Genomic DNA, 16,256 nt, shown 5'->3' with positions numbered 1-16,256 from the left:
GGAGGCGGAGCCTATTTTTGTTCCCCTCTTGTTCGATTTTTCCACCAGAACCTGTGGTAGAATCGTGGGAAACTGCTAAATTTAGCGGTATGAGCAGCCAAAGCCCCCATATCAGCGATCATGATCGCCCGACCATTCGTCAGCTTGATGACAGTGCAATCAACCGGATCGCCGCTGGCGAGGTGGTGGAACGCCCGGCCTCGGCGGTCAAGGAACTGGTTGAAAACGCCATTGATGCCGGTGCACAGCGGATAACCATCGAGATCGCAGATGGCGGCAAGACCCTGATCCGGGTGACCGATGATGGCTGCGGCATGACCTCCCGCGATCTGCCCCTGGCGCTGTCGCGCCATGCGACCTCGAAAATTGACGGCACGGATCTGCTCAATATCCATACCTTTGGCTTTCGCGGTGAGGCGCTGCCAAGTCTGGGCGCGGTGGGGCGGCTGACCATCACCAGCCGGGCGGCAGGCCATGATGCGGCGCAGATCCGGGTGGCGGGCGGCAAGATGGAACCGGTGCGGCCAGCGGCGCTGCGATCCGGCACCATCGTCGAGCTGAGCGATCTGTTTTATGCCACCCCGGCACGGCTGAAGTTCATGCGCACCGACCGGGCGGAATCCCAGGCGATTGGCGATGTGGTCAAGCGGCTTGCCATGGCGGAACCTTCGGTGGGGTTCACCCTGCGCGATGTCTCTGGCGGCGGCGAAGGGCGGGTGACCTTTCGTGCGGATCCACTGACCGGCGATCTGTTTGATGCGCTGCATGGGCGTCTGGCTGCGGTGCTGGGGCGGGAATTTGCGGAAAACGCGCTGCGTATTGATGCCACCCGCGAGGGTATTCGCCTGTTTGGCTATGCCGCCTTGCCGACCTATTCGCGGGGCGCGGCAGTGGCGCAGTTCCTGTTTGTGAACTCACGTCCGGTGAAGGACAAGATGCTGACAGGGGCGCTGCGGGGTGCCTATTTTGATTTTCTCAGCCGCGATCGCCATCCGGCGGCGGCGCTGTTTATCGACTGTGATCCAACCCTGGTGGATGTGAATGTGCATCCGGCCAAATCCGAAGTGCGCTTTCGCGATCCTGGTCTGGCCCGTGGTTTGATTGTCTCGGCGCTGCGGCACGCCCTGGCCGAGGCCGGGCATCGGGCCTCGACCACGGTGGCCGGGGCCACATTGGGGGCGATGCGTCCAGAGGTGCCCACTGCAACAGGCGCGGCGCGGGTCTATCAGATGGACCGCCCCTCCATGGGGGCGCGCACTGCGTCCTATGCCGGGCAGCGCCCGGATTTCACCCCGGCACCGTCGCCGACATACGGTGCGCCGGTGACCGAAGGCTTTGCCGAGCTGCAGGACGCATACAGTGGCCGCATAACCGAGGCCCCGGGGCCAGTGTCGGATGCGCCCGAGACCACCGCGCCCGGGGCCGAGCATCTGCCGTTGGGGGCGGCACGCGGGCAGGTGCACGAAAACTACATCATTGCCCAGACCGCGGATGGTATGGTGATTGTCGATCAACATGCGGCCCATGAGCGGCTGGTCTATGAAAAGCTGAAGCAGCAAATGGCGGAGAATGGCGTGGCCGCCCAGGCCTTGCTGATCCCCGAGATCGTCGAGTTGGGCAGCAATGACTGCGCCCGCATCCTCGCCCATGCGGAGGAGCTGAAAAAATTTGGCCTTGGGCTGGAAGCCTTCGGCGGAAATGCCCTTGCCGTGCGTGAAACCCCTGCCTTGCTGGGAGAGGTGAACGCAGAGGCCATGGTGAAAGACATTCTGGATGAGCTGGACGACCAGGGCGAAAGCCAGCTGGTGCAGGCGCGGCTGGAGGCCATCCTGTCCCGGGTTGCCTGCCACGGGTCGATCCGGTCCGGCCGGCGCATGCGCGGCGAAGAGATGAATGCGCTGCTGCGCGAGATGGAGGCAACGCCGCATTCCGGCCAATGCAACCATGGTCGCCCCACCTATGTGGAATTGAAGCTTGCCGATATCGAACGGCTGTTTGGGCGCAGCTGATGGAGGGAATGGATGACGCAGTTCAGGCAATGAATGAGGTTGGGCTGCTGATTCTTCTGGCGGCTGGTTTTGCCGCTCTGCTGTTGCTGTTGCTGCTCCTGTCGCTGCGGGCCTCGGCGCGGGTGGCACGGGCCATGGGGCCGCTTTCGGGGCAGATTGGCCAGCTGGGGCAATCGGTGCATCAGTTGCAGGGTGGCTTGCAGCATGTTTCCGACACCCAGGCGAGCGCACAGGTGCAAATGGTGCAGACGGTCGAGGCGCGCCTCACTGCGGTGCAGCAGCATATGAATGACCGGCTGGCGGACAATGCATTACGCCAGGCGCAGTCCATGGCGCAGATGCAGGAGCGCATGCAGGAAAGCCTGCATGGCAGCAGCAAACGCACGGTGACCTCGCTCACCCAGCTGCAGGAGCGTCTGGCGGTGATCGACAAGGCGCAGGACAATATCACCAAACTGTCAGGCGATGTGCTGTCACTGCAGGATATTCTGTCAAACAAGCAGACCCGCGGCGCCTTTGGGGAAATCCAGCTGAACGATATCGTCTCCAAGGCGCTGCCGGCGGGCAGCTACACGATGCAGGCGACCCTGAGTAACGGCAAACGTGCCGATTGTCTGGTGCATCTGCCCAATCCTCCGGGGCCAATTGTCATCGACAGCAAATTCCCGCTGGAACCCTATGAGGCGCTGCACCGGGCTGAAACCCGCGACGAAAAAGCCTATGCCATTCGGCAGATGAAGGCGGCTTTGCGGGCGCATATCAGTGCGATCTCGGAAAAATACATTGTTGAGGGCGAAACCGCCGAAGGCGCGCTGATGTTCCTGCCCTCAGAGGCGGTCTATGCAGAACTGCATGCAAATTTCACCGCCGTGGTGCGAGAAGGCTTTGCCGCCAAGGTTTGGATTGTCTCCCCCACCACCTGCATGGCGACACTCAATACCATGCGCGCAATCCTCAAGGATGCGCGTATGCGGGAACAAGCCGGGGCGATACGCTCTGAGCTGGGGCTCTTGTATCGCGATATGGAACGCTTAGGTGAGCGGGTAGGCAATCTGGACCGCCACTTTGGGCAGGCCGCCAAGGATATCGCTGAGATCCGGGTCAGCGCCGAAAAGGCTGGACGGCGGGCACAGCGGTTGGACAATTTTGATTTTGAGGATCTGGCGGCGGAGTCGCCCGGCAATATTGTGCCCCTGGAGCAAAAGACCCCATGACATCCACATCTCTGGACACCCGATTGCTGCACCAGGCAGAGGTGAAAGTAGAACGGATCGTGGCGGTGCTGCGGATCGGTGTCGCCTTTTGTCTGCTGAGTGCCTTTTTGTTTCTGGTGCAGGGGGAAGGCGCGGATCAGCCTTATCTGCGGATCCAGTGGCTGCTCGCCTTTATGACGCTGGTTTTTTACTTCCTGTTGGGCGGGGTGTCTTATTGGCTTGCCGTCTCTGGGCGCTTTCGCCGCTGGATGGTCTGGCCGGCGGTGACACTGGATTGTGTCTTCATGCTGGTGAACACCTGGGCTGGGCTTCGCAATACCGGCCTGCCAGGGGAGCTGACCTTTCTGTTGCCGCCCACCTGGCTGGTGCCGGTCATTCTGGCCTTTGCGGTGTTGCGCTTTAACCCCTATCTGCAGGCCTATTGCGTTGCGCTGGTTGTGGGTGGCCTGGCCTTTCTGACGTTTTGGCAACCGGAAACGGTGACACCTTTCATCACGGCGCGGGTTGAAATCATGGTGATGCAGCCGCCCAATATGGTGCGGGTGGTCATGATCGCCATGGGCGGCGTTGTGCTGATTGTTGCGGCCTATCGGACCCGCAAGCTGTTGCACAGCTCGATCGAAGATGCCCGGGCCAGGGCCAATCTCACCCGCTATCTGCCTGCCCAGATCGCAGATCGGCTGGCAGCCGGAGAGCTGAGCGAGCTGCGCAAGGGCCGTCAGCAGGAAATGGTGGTGATGTTTGTCGATATTCGCGGCTTTACCAATTGGTCCGAGGGGCGGGCACCAGAAGAAGTTGGTGCCTATATCAGCGAGTTTCGCCGCCGTGTGCAGCGGGCGGTGGGGCAGAACCAGGGCATGATCGACAAGTTCATCGGCGATGCCGCCATGATCCTGTTTGAAGGTGAGAGGGCTGCAATCCGGTCCCTTGGCTGCATCGATGACCTGCTGGCGGAACTGCAGGACTGGGGCAAGGACCGCCAGGCTGAGGGCCGCAAACCGGTGCGTGTGGGGATTGGTCTGCATCTGGGTGAGGTTTTTTCCGGTGTGGTCGGCGATGCCCAGCGTTTGGAATATTCGGTCTTTGGCGATACGGTGAATACGGCGGCACGTCTGGAAGAGCTGACCAAGTCGGCAGGCGTGGATGTCATTGCCTCGGCGGCAGTGCTGCAGGCGGCGGGCAGCGAGCCCGCGCGCGAGGGGTGGTCTGCGCTGCCGGCGGAGCACCTGCGCGGGCGCAGCAGCTGGGTCGAAATCTTCGGACGTGAGGCGGTGGCCGGTTGAGGGCGCCAGGCCATCAGCCCCATCGCAGGTTTCTTGCCCCAGATCAAAGACCCCTGTGTCATGCTGCTGTCTGATGGTTGCAACGGCGAACAGAAGGAGACGAACAATGCTGGAGATTTCCACACGCAAGGTTGCACAGGTGGCCCTGATGGCGCGGGAACTGGGACGTGCGGAGGGCGAGCTGCGCGCCTTTATTGATCGCCTGAGCATGGATGAACAGGCTGAAATCACCGCAATCATGTGGATTGGCCGCGGCAGTTTTGAGCCGGAAGAACTGGCCGAAGCAATAGAGACTGCCAAGTCTGAGGCCTCTACTCCGACGGCTGACTACCTGATTGGCACCCCACATCTGGCCGACAACATTGAGGCCGGCCTGGATGCGCTGGGCGTCGATGTGCAGGATGTTGAGGATGATGTGATCGGCCGTTAGGCCGATCAACGGAGAGTCAGGACCCAGTACACCTGAGGGTCAGGACTCAGTAATCCAGGACCCAGCAATCCGGGGGCCAGTAGTCTCAGGGATTGACGCGTAGTGCAATCACAGCTGCGGCACCGCCCGTTTCAATTCGGTCGCCTCGGCACGGCTGAGTTGCTGGCCCTGTTTGCGCTTGAGCAGCACCTCGCGGGCGCGGGCGTATTGATCATCCTGCCAGAAGATCATGCACCCGTTGCAGCCCTTGCCGCAGCAGCCCTCGACACCAACACGATTGGTTTTGAACCGGCGGGTATTGCCGTCTTCCTCAATGCTTTTGGCCAGCGCATCGCGGCGTTTGGCATAGGCTGCGGGGTTTTCCGTGCCGCTGATCTCCAACCCCTGGGTGAGCTTGTCAAACCGCACCCGGTTCCACTGCTCCTCGGTCAGGGCGCGTTCCTTGCGCATCACGGAATACTGCGGGAACCGCAGCTTTAGCGCGTCGATGTCTTCGTGGTCGAACAGGGTGAAGGGCAGGCGGATCACCGTCTTGGTGCTGCCCTGCACCACTTGCGCCCTTTGGCCAGTGGCGGCGTTCTCAAAGTCATAGACCCGCAACAGCACGGTCTCGCGGGCGATGGGAGAGACAAACTCCAGCACCTCACCGGCGACCAGCTTGTTCTTCACCTCTACCAGAAAGGCATCCTCGGTCACCTCGGTGACGACGCCAGCATATTCCCACTGCGCCAGCGAGGCGGTGTGTTCATAATTATGGGCATAGTTGGTCAGGCGTCCCTCGTGGAAGGCCAGGGTGTAGCCGCGATTGCCCACTGCCTCCAGCTCGCGCATATAGGGTTTGGGGTCCCAGTTTTCCGGGTCCGCGTAGTAGTCATCAATCGCCATGCGGTAGGCGCGGGCGACGATGGCGCAGTAGTATTCAGACTTGCCGCGTCCCTCGACCTTGAGGCTGTCCACGCCAATCTCAAGGTATTCGTTCAGCTTGGGCATGATGCAGAGATCTTTGGAGTTGAGGATATAGGAGCCGCGCGCGTCTTCCTCAATCGGCATCAGCTCACCAGGGCGGCAGCCTTCTTCCAGCAGGAATTCGAACATATCGGCGTTGTCATCGGTGATCTGAAGGTCCTGCACGGTGCCGTCCTTCAGACGCATGCGGAAGCTGTAGTTCCAGCGGCAGGAATTGGCGCAATTGCCCTGATTGGCCCCGCGTTCCGCCATAAAGTTCGACAGCAGGCAGCGGCCGGAATAGGTCATGCACATGGCCCCATGCACAAAGGCCTCCAGCTTGATATCCGGGCATTTCTCGCGGATCTCTTTCAGCTCAGAAAACGAAACTTCGCGGGCCAGCACGCAGAGCTCAGCCCCCTGATCCTGCCAGAATTTGACCGACAGCCAGGAGCAGATATTGCTTTGGGTTGAAATATGCAGCGGCAGTTCGGGGGCGCGGTCCTTGACGTATTGAAAAACGCCGGGATCCGCGATGATCAAACCGTCCGGGCGCACCTTGCGGACGGTGTCGATATATTCGTCCAGCTTGTCGATGTCTTTGTTGTGGGAAAACAGGTTCAGCGTCAGATAGGCGCGCCGTCCATGGGCGTGGCAGAAGGCGACGCCCTCGATCACCTCTTCCAGCGAGAACTCGGATTTGGTGCGCAGGGACATATCCGGCGTGCCCAGATAGACCGCATCCGCCCCGTATAAAATGGCCAGCTTGAGTTTGCGCAGATTTCCTGCGGGCATCAAAAGCTCCGAGCGTTTCATAGGCGATGGCATGGGAGATGTCGCAGGGCGGGTCATAGGCTGGGTCTCTTCACCGGGGATGGGGAAGCGCGCCTATAGAACGGGCCGGGACAGAAAGATATGATCTAGCGCAAATAGGCGCATATGTACCCAGGCCAGCCCGGGAAAAAACCAGGCTGGCCTGGGGGCGCAGCATTCCGCCAAATGGCGCGCCTTCTGCCGTCAGTTTTTCAGCGGGCAGGTATTGATACCCAGTATAGAGTAGAGCGGGCAATTGCCCAGCAGGCCAGTGGCCAGAGGCACGATACCGATCAAACCCCACAGGCTTTGAGGGCCGATAAAGACAAGCGAGAGCAGGACGATACCGGCGATAACCCGCAGGATGCGGTCAATTTTGCCTTCGTTCTTGGTCATGGGAAGATCTCCTTTTGCGGTGCTGAGAAGAGTATAGCAAAACGAAGATGTGAGGGGCGGTGACAGAGTCACCACAATGGCCAGAAATCTACTTTTGTTCGGCAATCTGCGCCAGCTCAGGTGCATTGCAGATGCGAATACCGTCTGCGAGCTGTTCGACAATCCCACGGCGGGAAAATTCTGCCAGGCGACGCGAAACATAGGCTCGCCCCGAGGCGGTTTCAGCGGCCAGGGCTGTGTGGGTGACAGGCACAACCCCAGTTGCATCGACAAGACGCAGCAGCACCTTGGCAAGGCGGGCGTCAAATCCTGTCAGCGCGATGTCTTCGATCAGTTGCTGATATTCGCCGAACCGCAGCGCGACGGAGGTCAGCACGTCATTGCGAAAGGCTTCATCCTGTTCGATCACCTGTCGAAACTGGCTTGCAGGGATCAGGTCTCCGCGTAGATCCTCTTCGACCACGCCCTCGGCGGCATAGGTTTGATCTTCGATCAGGCAGGTAAAGGTCTGTAGGCAGACCTCGCCCGGGTGCACCCGGTACAGCACCACCTCGCGGCCGCTGCTGCCGGTCAGGGTGACCTTGATACAGCCCTGCTTCAGGATCAGGAAACCGGGGCACTCCTGTCCGGGGCTGAACAGTGTTGTGCCCTTTGGGGCCGAGAATTTTCTACCGATATTCACCAGGGCCACTCCTACCACCAATAGGTCTACCCGACACCAGCAGGCTGGCAAGTGCAAGCGACATCCAGAGCCGCAGCCAGGCGACACCAGGGTAGAAACAAAAAAGGGCCCGCTTGCGCAGGCCCTTTGAAAGTCGCTTATCCGAGGTCTCAGGCGAGGCGGTCGGTGACATCCAGATGCTGCGCCAGGGCGCCGATTTTGCCCATCCAGTCTGCGACCAGTCCAGCATCGCTGGGGGCGGCATGTACACCGGGGGCGATCTTGCCGTTCATCACCGCCTCAATGGCAAAGGACACCGGGTAGGAGACCAGACGCGCCATGGCGGTGCCACGCTCATCGCCGCAGGCGTCCATCACATAGGTCTTGTGCCAGACGGTTTCACCCGCCTTTTCCGCCTTCAGATCAACACAGAGCACCACCCGGTCGGGCTCGCCTTCGTCGTAGGAGTTTTCTTCCCAGAACTGGTCCGACATTTCCTTGAGCCGGGCATCGCCAGCCGCGCCCTCCAGGGTTTCCACCTCTTTGAACACAGGGCCCCAGGCCTCGGTCCAGCCATTCAGGCGCAGGGTGCCGCGCACGAATTCTTTCACCTTCCAGTCGGCGCCAAATTCATACTGGCCGATAAAGGGCAGGGAATCGCGGTTTGGATAGACTTCAAAGCTCTCAGGCGCGGGCAGCGGCGCGTCAAAGGTCGAGATTGCATCCCAGGGGCGGGCGACGTCCAGTTCCTTGAAGTCGCGGATTGATTTTGAGGGCGAGCGCAGCGCCTTCAGCACGCCCAGGGGCGACCAGCTGAATTTGTAGCGGAAGGGGTTGGGGGTCTTTGGGATGCCGCCGCAATAGGACAGAAAGCTCACCTCATTGGCAGGATCAAAGGCATCTGAGGCCTTGTAGTCATCCACCAGCGCATGGGCCATCAGGTGGTCGATACCAGGGTCGAGACCCACCTCGTTGACCAGCGCCACGCCGGCGTCTTTTGCCTTGCCATCCAGCGCGCGCATTTCTGGCGCGATGTAGGAGGACGACACAAAATGAGCGCCCTTTGAGATCGCCAGCTCTGCCAGCGGCACATGCCAGTCGCCGGGCAACATCGAGACAACAACATCCGCTGGGCTCAGCATCTCGCCCAGGTTGTTGATGTCAAAGACATGGATATTGGAGGTCAGATCGCCGACTGCCTCGCGCGCCTTGTCGGTCGTGCGGTTCCAGACGGCAACATCGTGGCCGGCCTCCAGCAGGCGACGCAGGCCGGGAATGGCGGAGAGGCCGGTGCCGCACCAGTGAATAGTCATGAGAGATCTCCCTTATTTATAACGCAGTTTGGCGGCAACTATGCTCACCACAATGAGAATGGCACAGATGTTGGCAATGATGATCGGCCAGTCGCCGACCATCATTCCGTATAAGAACCACAGGCTGACGGTGAGCAGAAACATCAAATTTGCAGCCAGAGACAGGCCAGATGTATCCCGGCTCGCCCAGGCCTTCCAGGCCTGAGGCAGCCAGCAGATGGTGCCCATAAAGGCCGCGAAATATCCCACATAAAGTTCCATCAGGCGGGCACAAATTCGCGGAATTTGGCCTCGGCCCGGCCCCAGACGCCGGTTTTCAGATCAGTCAGCGTCAGCAGCGAGGGCAGCAGCTGTCCGGCGTAGTCCTGCGAGCTTTCGACCGGCAGCATTGAGGGCAGGTTGTCGATTGCCATCACATCCATCACCGGATCACTGGCAACGCGCAGCGCCGGGGCCTCCCAGCTGGTGGCCTGATTATAGATCGGGACCGGGTTGTAATCGCTGTCGGGATCGCAGGCCACATCGCCAATCGCCGTCAGCCTGCGCGCAGCTGAGAGCGCTTCGGCAGGCACAAAGACCGGGGTGCCGGGGCGGGCAAAGATACAGTTGAGAAACAGATCATGTTGGAGGATCTGTGGGAAGGGGCCGCCGCTTGCGGTCTCGGCCATGTCCCATTTGGTCACTGTGATGCCCATCGCCTCGCATAGATCAGCCGCGCCAGTGCCAACGCGGCCCAGGGCGCCGATGACAATTGCAGAGGGCACATCCGCCTGCACCGCTTTCAGCTCGGCGCTCAATTCCGCCAGCAACGCATCCTTGCCGGGGTAGACACCCACGGGGCCGCAGATTTCGCCGCGCTGCTGGGCGCACCAGCTTTTCAGGGTGACGGCAGCGCCGGCATAGCCAGCCCAATAGCCAAAGGCGGCAACCCGTCGGCCAGCCTCGTCCACCAGGTATTCCAGATCATACAGCGTGCCACCGCCAGCGGCAAACCGGTCCAGCAGCGCCTTGCCCGAATGCTGGCCCTTGAAGGCATGGCCGAACATGATGTGGCGATGCGGCAGCGGGGTGCCATCCTCGGGCAGTTCTTTCAGGCCAAATATGATGGCATCTGCAGGGGCACTGGGCCAGGAGTTTTCGGCTGCGATTTCGCAGCCGGCATCGATATAGCCCTGCAGGGGGATCGCCCGCACCGAGCTCTCCTCCACCGTGACCTTGATGCCGCCTGACAGCAGCGCCTTGGCGCCTTCGGGCGTCAGGCCAACGCGGTCTTCATTGGGGCGCTGTTCGGCCCGTACCCAGAGATGTGTCATTGTGGGATCCTTTAGAGCATGTCCTTGGCATAGACCGCACGCACCGAGTCGCGCTGTTCCATTGCTGTCATGAAGGACTGTATTTTGGGGAAATCTGCAAGGGCGACACCATCGCCTTGCAGCCAGGTGCAGATCACATAGAGATGACAATCGGCAAGGCTGAGGCCGTCACCCAGAACAAAAGGCCCGCGCAGCCCATATTGGCTGATATGGGCGCAGCTGGCGGCCATGGTTTCTGGCACCTTGGCCTGCATGTCCTTGTAGCTGGAGGTCTTGCTGGCCCAACGGCTGCCGCGCAGCTTATGGGCGTGGTTCACATGCATGGTCGCGGCGAGGTAATACATCACCTCCCGCATCCGGGCCAAAAGTATCGGGTCTGAGGGTCGCAGACCCGCGTCAGGGGCGATATCGGCAATATACTCCAGCAGCGCACCGGTTTCGGTCAGGATGCCGCCATCCACCGCCAGGGCAGGCACCCGCGATTTGGGGTTGATCTGGGCATAGGCGGGGCTCAGCTGTTCCTTGCTGGCAAAATCAATCTTGATGGCCTCATAGTCGAGCCCGGCTTCTTCCAGCGCGATTGCGACAGCAACCGAAATTGTCCCGGAGGCGTAATAGAGTTGCATGTCAGATCTCCTGTTGGGGCTAGGTTGGGGGCAGCTTTGGGGTCAGCTTGGGGACTGGGGGTCAAAACGAGTGGTCAAAGATGGGTTTGCGCGTAAAGCCGATCCGCAGTGTCCAGATGCGGCACCGCGTTGAACAGCACCGGGCTCAGATGACCGCCGATGGGAAACAACCGGTGCATCGAGGTGTTCATGATCGCCAGGGCCATACGGGCCATACCGTCGGTATCAAGCCCCATGGCCTGACGCATGGCCATCGAGATAAAGCCACCCGATGTGACCACCAGGGCGGGGCCATCCCCGGCCGCAATCTCGGTCAGAACCGATTGGGTGCGGCTTTCAAAGTCTTCCCAGCTTTCGGGGGGAGTGTCAATTTCACCCGCTGACCAGGCTTTGAACACTTTTGGCAGATGCGCGATAAAGCCTTCGCGCTCTTGCGGGATGGCAAGCCCATGCTGGGCCTCCATGGCCTGGGCCATGGTGAAATACTCCATCTCGTTGAGGCGGGCATCCTGGATGACCTCGGCGCAGCCCATGCCTGCGGCGGTTTCGATATGGCGCCGAAGGGTGCCGCAATAGACGCGGGGATGCTGGGCGCCGCTGCTGTCCAGATAGCTCCCCAGCCAGGCGGCCTGCTGATGTCCCAGATCGCTCAGCTGGTCATAGCTGATTTCATCGCGGGCCTCGGTGTTGGCCTGCCCATGGCGGACCAAGGTGATATGTGTCATGCGACGCATCCTATTCCTGTTCCTCAATTTCATAGGTGAGCCAGCAGCGACATGGAAGAGTGGGTTTGGGACGGGCGCAACTTTTTGATGGGATGGAAATTATTGAAGCGTCAAGGGGCGATTTTGGGGTAAAAATGTTCGATTTGGCTATTTCGTCGCAGTCAGGGGTAAATGTCACAGATCCGCGCCTTGGCCATTGCGCTGCGGGCCAAGCCATGAATTAGTTGAGCTATCGCAAACGGCGAGAAGACTGGTGCGCGGCGCCTGATATCCACAAATACCTGACATCCACAAATAGAGGTAGGCCCATGACCCTGAACCCAGATCGCTTTCTCGAAGATCTACACCGGTTGCGGTCCTTTGGTGCGTCTGGGCAGGGCAAGGGCGTTGTCCGCCCCGCCTTTACGGCAGTGGAGATTGCGGCGCGACGCTGGTTGGCCTCGCGGATGCAGGAGGCAGGCCTGAAAACCCACCTTGATCCAGTTGGCAATCTCTTTGGTTTAAACGGCGAGAAATCTCTGTTGATCGGATCCCACAGTGACAGTCAGCCTGAAGGCGGCTGGCTGGATGGGGCTCTGGGTGTGGTGGCAGGCCTTGAAATCGCCCGCGCCGCCAAAGAGGCAGGTGGCCCGCCCATTTCCGTGGTGAATTTTCAGGACGAAGAGGGGCGGTTTGGCATTCTCACCGGGTCCGATGTCTGGACAGGAAAAATCTCGCTGGCAGAGGCGGATGCCTTGACCGACACAGGTGGCCTGACGCTGAGCGTGGCCCGCTCTCGGATGGCGGGGCGTGCCCGGGAGTTTTTGCCCCATGACATGTTCACCGGCTTTATCGAGATGCATATCGAACAGGGGCCGGGCATGGATGCCTCGGGGGACCAAATTGGTGTGGTCAGCGACATTGTTGGCATCCGCGAAGTCCGGATCAAAATAACAGGTCGTCAAAATCATGCAGGCACCACGCCGATGGCGCTGCGTCAGGATGCGTTTCAGGCGCTGTCCAGTTTCAACCAGCAGATCAATGCGCGGTTCTCGGTGGTGGCCGCCCCCGAAACAGTCTGGACGCTTGGCCATGCTGAGCTCAGCCCCAATGCCTCTTCGGTTGTACCAGGTTTGGCGCGGTTTTCTTTGCAATGGCGCGACGGGGATCCCGCGCGTTTGGTCAATATGGAAAAGATCCTGCGAGAGGTCGCAGAGCAGGTCGCCCGCGATCAGGGGGTCAAGATTGAACTGGGAGAGGTTGGCGGTATTGAACCTGCGGCGATGGACCCACGACTGAAGGGGGCTCTGTGCACCGCAGCACAGGACCTTGCGCCGGGAAAATGGCGGGAGCTGCCTTCGGGGGCGTTGCATGACGCGGCCAATGTGTCACGGGTGATGCCCACCGCGATGCTCTTTGTGCCCTCGATTGGCGGCATCAGCCATGCCTTTGATGAGGACACCAAAGAGGCGGACCTGGTGAAGGGGCTGGAAGTCCTGAATCAGGCGGCCTTGTCTTTGTGAGCCAAGCCTTTGGCTGGGGTCAGCCGCGGGCGTAGCCCCGTTTCAGCATGCGGTTGCGGTGTTTGTCCGCCGCCAGTGATGCCTCGCGAAGGTTGTCATAGATGTTGATGGTGCTTTGGCCGTTGCTGCCTGCAATGCCCCATTCCCTGAGCACCGAGACCTCGGAAAACAGGTTCAGCGCCAGTTCGATCCGGTAAAACCGAGAGCGGCGGTTTTGGATTTGGTTATACAGCAGACAGGTGGCCATGGGGCGATTCTATACCAAAGCGAATCGCTACGGCAAGACTGGGACTGTCAGGATTTTTATGGCACTGGCTTAGCGCCTGATAGCGCCCACTAGCGCCCATTAGCGCCCATTAGCGCCAGGTCACATCCCCGAGGAAAATATAGCCCGCCCCGTAGATGGTTTTGATCAGGCGCGGGTTCTTGGGATCTTCGCGCAGTTTGGTCCGCAGGCGGGACACCCGCACATCCATTGCCCGGTCAAAGCTGTCACCGGCACCACCGCCAAGGCTTTCTTGCATCTGCGCCCGCGAGATCAGCCGCTTTGGACTGTCGAGGAACAGCCGCAGAACTTCACCCTCGGCATGGGAGAACGGCACTTCGACGCCTTTGTCATCTTCAAGCAGGTAGCGGTCAAAATACGCGGTCCAGCCGGCAAACTCGGCGGAGTTGCCACTGACTGGCTGGCTGCGGGGACCAGAACGCAGACGGGCACGAATGCGGGCAACCACTTCGGTGGGATCAAAGGGTTTGGTGATATAGTCATCGGCCCCCAGCTCCAGCCCGGTGACGCGGTCCTGCACCTGGGCGCGGCCTGAAATGATGATGACGGCGGCGCCCTGTTCCAGTGCCAGGCGATGCACCAGGGCCAGCCCATCCACATCCGGCAGCGACAGATCGACCAGACAGACATCTGGCGTCACCCGTTTTAACGAGGCCTCAAATTCGCGGGCCCGGGCAAAGCTTTGGGTGCGAAACCCGGCATCCTGCAGGCAATCGGTGAGAATCTGGCGAATTTCGGGTTCATCATCCAGAATGGTGACAAGGGGCGCGGTCATGCTGGTGTCTCCGGAGTGATGAGAGCCGACAGTTGTTGGGTGGTAAAGGGTTTTTGCAGCAGCGGTGCAGACTTGAGAGCCATGCGGAACTGCGGATCACTGGGCGGCAAAGAGGTCATCAGCACAATAGGCAAATGGGTGCCTTTCAGGCGTTGCGCCAGATCAATGCCGGTTGCCTCGCCTTCCAACCGCACATCTGACAGCACCAGCGCGATATCCGGCAGGTCCGCCGCCAGGGCTGAGGCCTCGTCGACGCTGGTGGCTTCGATCACCGAATAGCCAAGATCAATCAGCATATCGCGGAAGGTGGCGCGCAGCTCTTCGCTGTCCTCGACCAAAAGCGCAAGGCCGCCTTTGGACTCGGGAGCCAGCCGATAGGGCAGGCGCAGGGTGACACTGGCCCCTGAAACCGTGTTCCCCATCCGCATGTCGCCCCCTGCCGATTTGGCCATGTCATAGACCATGGGCAGGCCCAGGCCCGATCCTTCGCTGCCCTTGGTGGTGAAAAACGGATTGAGCGCGTTCTTGAGCGCCTCGCCAGAGAAACCGGGGCCGGTATCTATGACGCTGATCTCCAGCCAGATCTGGCCAACCACATGGGCGCTTACGGTGATTTGCCCATTGATGCCGCAGGCATCACGGGCGTTGAGGATCAGGTTCAACAGCGCGTCCTGCAGCTTGCCGGCATCCAGCAGCAACAAGACATCGGGGGTATTGTCCAGCACGCTTAACCCCAGGCCCTGTGGCAGCGAGGGGGTGGCGAGGATTTTCAGCTCGGACAGGAGCGCGTGCATATTGGTGGCCTGCGGGCGCAGGCTGCGCTGACCGGTCATCTCGGCGATCCGGTTCAGCAACCGCCCGCCGCGCCGTGCCGCCGCCAGGGTGCCGCGTATCATGTCCTGCGCCTGTGGCGGCAGCTGCATCTTGTCAAGCTTGCCCTGCATGCCAAGAATAATGGTCAGGAGGTTGGAGAAATCATGTGCCAGCCCCGAGGTCATCTGCGCTGCCATTTCGCGCCGCCGCGCCTGTTGCAGGGCAACGCGGGCCTGGGTTTCTTCGGTGACATCCATCGACAGAATATAGACGCCGCCACTTTTGTCGGGGGTAAAGGCTACCCGGATGCGGCGGCTGTCATGGGCCTCGGTGAATTCAAACACCGGGCTGCCGCCCTTGTAGGCCGCCATCAGATGCGGCTCGATCTTGGCAAAGGCCTGCGGCCCAAGCGCGTCGGAGATATGCATCTCGAGAATATCGGAGGGGCGGCTTGGAAACACCGAGCTCAGCCGCCGGTTTGTATAGGTGTAATAGCCATCGCCGTCGACATGGGCGATATGGGCCGGCATCATCTCGGTGGTGAGCCGGGTGCGCCCTTCGATCTCGGTGAGCTGGCGTTTTGCCTCTTCCAGGGCGGTGATGGTGGCGGCCAGCTTGCGGTTGGTCGCCGAGAGCTCCTCGGTGTGAGAGATCAGCCGGTCTGACATTTCCTCGGATTTGGCCCGCAACAACTGTTCCACCCGCTTGGTGCGGCTGATGTCAGTATAGACCGCAACCCAGCCTCCCTGTGGCAGCGGCGCCCCCTCGATCGAGATCACCTGACCATTGGCGCGGGTGCGTTCGATATAATGGGGTTCAAAATCCAGCGCCTGCTCCACCCGGGCGGTGACAAATTCCTCGATATCCTCCACCGGTCCGTATTCGCCGCTGGTGGCGATATGGCGAATGGTGTCGTCAAAGCGTGCGCCGGGGCTTACCAGATCATTGGGAAGGTTGAACATTTCCTGAAAACGGCTGTTGCAAACCGCCAGCCGCAGATCGCTGTCATAGATCGAGATCGCCTGGGCAATCAGGTTCAGTCCAGCAGTTGTCATCGCGGCGCGTGTCTTGTCGGATGTGTTCATGGTGCCTCCCCGCTCATGGGGTACCATCTTGGCCCAAAAGAGCAAGGGCGGCGCGCTGACGCGGGGG

At 60.5% G+C, this 16,256-nt stretch carries 16 protein-coding genes; 5 read left to right on the top strand and 11 right to left on the bottom strand.

All coding sequences use genetic code 11. The annotated features are described in order from the left end of the window. Positions 1-89 precede the first annotated feature (89 nt). The 4 genes from mutL (at position 90) to ARCT_RS0121645 (ending at position 4,936) form a co-directional block, all read left to right on the top strand. Complete coding sequence (gene mutL / locus ARCT_RS0121660; protein ID WP_027241942.1) at positions 90-2,009, top strand: DNA mismatch repair endonuclease MutL; 1,920 nt, start codon at positions 90-92, stop codon at positions 2,007-2,009. Continuing rightward, on the top strand, positions 2,009-3,223 hold the full coding sequence (locus ARCT_RS0121655; protein WP_027241941.1) for a DNA recombination protein RmuC: 1,215 nt from the start codon (positions 2,009-2,011) through the stop codon (positions 3,221-3,223). Before mutL ends, ARCT_RS0121655 begins: the two co-directional genes overlap by 1 nt. Beyond that, positions 3,220-4,506, top strand: a complete 1,287-nt coding sequence (locus ARCT_RS0121650) for an adenylate/guanylate cyclase domain-containing protein (RefSeq protein ID WP_027241940.1) — start codon at positions 3,220-3,222, stop codon at positions 4,504-4,506. The genes ARCT_RS0121655 and ARCT_RS0121650 overlap by 4 nt, the downstream gene beginning before the upstream one ends. Positions 4,507-4,612: 106 nt before the next feature. Continuing rightward, positions 4,613-4,936, top strand: a complete 324-nt coding sequence (locus tag ARCT_RS0121645) for a DUF3775 domain-containing protein (protein ID WP_027241939.1) — start codon at positions 4,613-4,615, stop codon at positions 4,934-4,936. A gap of 108 nt (positions 4,937-5,044) precedes the next feature. Here ARCT_RS0121645 and ARCT_RS0121640 read toward each other — a convergent pair whose 3' ends face one another. The 8 genes from ARCT_RS0121640 to ARCT_RS0121605 all read right to left on the bottom strand — a co-directional run bounded on the left by ARCT_RS0121640 (position 5,045) and on the right by ARCT_RS0121605 (position 11,728). Further along, positions 5,045-6,676 carry a U32 family peptidase gene (locus ARCT_RS0121640; protein WP_240476361.1) on the bottom strand — a complete coding sequence of 544 codons (1,632 nt, stop codon included), beginning with the start codon at positions 6,674-6,676 and terminating at the stop codon, positions 5,045-5,047. A 222-nt stretch (positions 6,677-6,898) separates the two neighbouring features. After that, entirely contained in the window at positions 6,899-7,090 is a 192-nt protein-coding gene (locus ARCT_RS0121635) for a YgaP family membrane protein (RefSeq protein WP_027241937.1), read from the bottom strand. 88 nt (positions 7,091-7,178) lie between these two features. Continuing rightward, positions 7,179-7,772: a Crp/Fnr family transcriptional regulator gene (locus tag ARCT_RS0121630; RefSeq protein WP_027241936.1), complete on the bottom strand. Its 594-nt coding sequence runs from the start codon at positions 7,770-7,772 to the stop codon at positions 7,179-7,181. Positions 7,773-7,921: 149 nt separating this feature from the next. After that, a complete protein-coding gene (locus ARCT_RS0121625; RefSeq protein ID WP_027241935.1) occupies positions 7,922-9,064 on the bottom strand; it encodes a saccharopine dehydrogenase family protein in 1,143 nt (380 codons plus the stop codon). A gap of 12 nt (positions 9,065-9,076) precedes the next feature. After that, the gene (locus ARCT_RS0121620) at positions 9,077-9,325 is read right to left on the bottom strand and encodes a SemiSWEET family sugar transporter (RefSeq protein WP_027241934.1); all 249 of its coding nucleotides are present in this window, start codon (positions 9,323-9,325) and stop codon (positions 9,077-9,079) included. Further along, positions 9,325-10,377 carry a saccharopine dehydrogenase gene (locus ARCT_RS0121615; protein WP_027241933.1) on the bottom strand — a complete coding sequence of 351 codons (1,053 nt, stop codon included), beginning with the start codon at positions 10,375-10,377 and terminating at the stop codon, positions 9,325-9,327. The genes ARCT_RS0121620 and ARCT_RS0121615 overlap by 1 nt, the downstream gene beginning before the upstream one ends. Positions 10,378-10,388: 11 nt before the next feature. Then, positions 10,389-11,003 carry a glutathione S-transferase family protein gene (locus tag ARCT_RS0121610; RefSeq protein WP_027241932.1) on the bottom strand — a complete coding sequence of 205 codons (615 nt, stop codon included), beginning with the start codon at positions 11,001-11,003 and terminating at the stop codon, positions 10,389-10,391. 74 nt (positions 11,004-11,077) lie between these two features. Then, positions 11,078-11,728 (bottom strand): histidine phosphatase family protein, encoded by a 651-nt coding sequence (locus tag ARCT_RS0121605; RefSeq protein WP_027241931.1) that lies wholly within the window; start codon positions 11,726-11,728, stop codon positions 11,078-11,080. Positions 11,729-12,036: 308 nt separating this feature from the next. Here ARCT_RS0121605 and ARCT_RS0121600 point away from each other — a divergent pair, with 308 nt between their 5' ends. Beyond that, positions 12,037-13,230, top strand: coding sequence for a hydantoinase/carbamoylase family amidase (locus ARCT_RS0121600; RefSeq protein WP_027241930.1), 1,194 nt, complete (start codon positions 12,037-12,039; stop codon positions 13,228-13,230). Between the two features lie 19 nt (positions 13,231-13,249). Here ARCT_RS0121600 and ARCT_RS0121595 read toward each other — a convergent pair whose 3' ends face one another. The 3 genes from ARCT_RS0121595 to ARCT_RS0121585 all read right to left on the bottom strand — a co-directional run bounded on the left by ARCT_RS0121595 (position 13,250) and on the right by ARCT_RS0121585 (position 16,189). Beyond that, positions 13,250-13,477 carry a WGR domain-containing protein gene (locus ARCT_RS0121595; protein ID WP_027241929.1) on the bottom strand — a complete coding sequence of 76 codons (228 nt, stop codon included), beginning with the start codon at positions 13,475-13,477 and terminating at the stop codon, positions 13,250-13,252. Between the two features lie 109 nt (positions 13,478-13,586). Further along, positions 13,587-14,291: a response regulator transcription factor gene (locus ARCT_RS0121590; protein ID WP_027241928.1), complete on the bottom strand. Its 705-nt coding sequence runs from the start codon at positions 14,289-14,291 to the stop codon at positions 13,587-13,589. Beyond that, positions 14,288-16,189 carry a hybrid sensor histidine kinase/response regulator gene (locus tag ARCT_RS0121585; protein WP_027241927.1) on the bottom strand — a complete coding sequence of 634 codons (1,902 nt, stop codon included), beginning with the start codon at positions 16,187-16,189 and terminating at the stop codon, positions 14,288-14,290. The genes ARCT_RS0121590 and ARCT_RS0121585 overlap by 4 nt, the downstream gene beginning before the upstream one ends. Between the last annotated feature and the right edge of the window lie 67 nt (positions 16,190-16,256).

Source organism: Pseudophaeobacter arcticus DSM 23566 (genome assembly GCF_000473205.1).
Taxonomy (GTDB): Bacteria; Pseudomonadota; Alphaproteobacteria; order Rhodobacterales; family Rhodobacteraceae; genus Pseudophaeobacter; species Pseudophaeobacter arcticus.
Note: the sequence above shows the minus strand (reverse complement) of the source record. Positions and strands in the feature narration are given on the sequence as shown.

Bases quoted from the DNA above. Each gene is read 5' to 3' on its own strand.
- mutL (WP_027241942.1), top strand. From the start codon at position 90: ATGAGCAGCCAAAGCCCCCATATCAGCGATCATGATCGCCCGACCATT.
- ARCT_RS0121655 (WP_027241941.1), top strand. From the start codon at position 2,009: ATGGAGGGAATGGATGACGCAGTTCAGGCAATGAATGAGGTTGGGCTG.
- ARCT_RS0121650 (WP_027241940.1), top strand. From the start codon at position 3,220: ATGACATCCACATCTCTGGACACCCGATTGCTGCACCAGGCAGAGGTG.
- ARCT_RS0121645 (WP_027241939.1), top strand. From the start codon at position 4,613: ATGCTGGAGATTTCCACACGCAAGGTTGCACAGGTGGCCCTGATGGCG.
- ARCT_RS0121640 (WP_240476361.1), bottom strand. From the start codon at position 6,676: ATGCCCGCAGGAAATCTGCGCAAACTCAAGCTGGCCATTTTATACGGG.
- ARCT_RS0121635 (WP_027241937.1), bottom strand. From the start codon at position 7,090: ATGACCAAGAACGAAGGCAAAATTGACCGCATCCTGCGGGTTATCGCC.
- ARCT_RS0121625 (WP_027241935.1), bottom strand. From the start codon at position 9,064: ATGACTATTCACTGGTGCGGCACCGGCCTCTCCGCCATTCCCGGCCTG.
- ARCT_RS0121620 (WP_027241934.1), bottom strand. From the start codon at position 9,325: ATGGAACTTTATGTGGGATATTTCGCGGCCTTTATGGGCACCATCTGC.
- ARCT_RS0121615 (WP_027241933.1), bottom strand. From the start codon at position 10,377: ATGACACATCTCTGGGTACGGGCCGAACAGCGCCCCAATGAAGACCGC.
- ARCT_RS0121610 (WP_027241932.1), bottom strand. From the start codon at position 11,003: ATGCAACTCTATTACGCCTCCGGGACAATTTCGGTTGCTGTCGCAATC.
- ARCT_RS0121605 (WP_027241931.1), bottom strand. From the start codon at position 11,728: ATGACACATATCACCTTGGTCCGCCATGGGCAGGCCAACACCGAGGCC.
- ARCT_RS0121600 (WP_027241930.1), top strand. From the start codon at position 12,037: ATGACCCTGAACCCAGATCGCTTTCTCGAAGATCTACACCGGTTGCGG.
- ARCT_RS0121595 (WP_027241929.1), bottom strand. From the start codon at position 13,477: ATGGCCACCTGTCTGCTGTATAACCAAATCCAAAACCGCCGCTCTCGG.
- ARCT_RS0121590 (WP_027241928.1), bottom strand. From the start codon at position 14,291: ATGACCGCGCCCCTTGTCACCATTCTGGATGATGAACCCGAAATTCGC.
- ARCT_RS0121585 (WP_027241927.1), bottom strand. From the start codon at position 16,189: ATGAACACATCCGACAAGACACGCGCCGCGATGACAACTGCTGGACTG.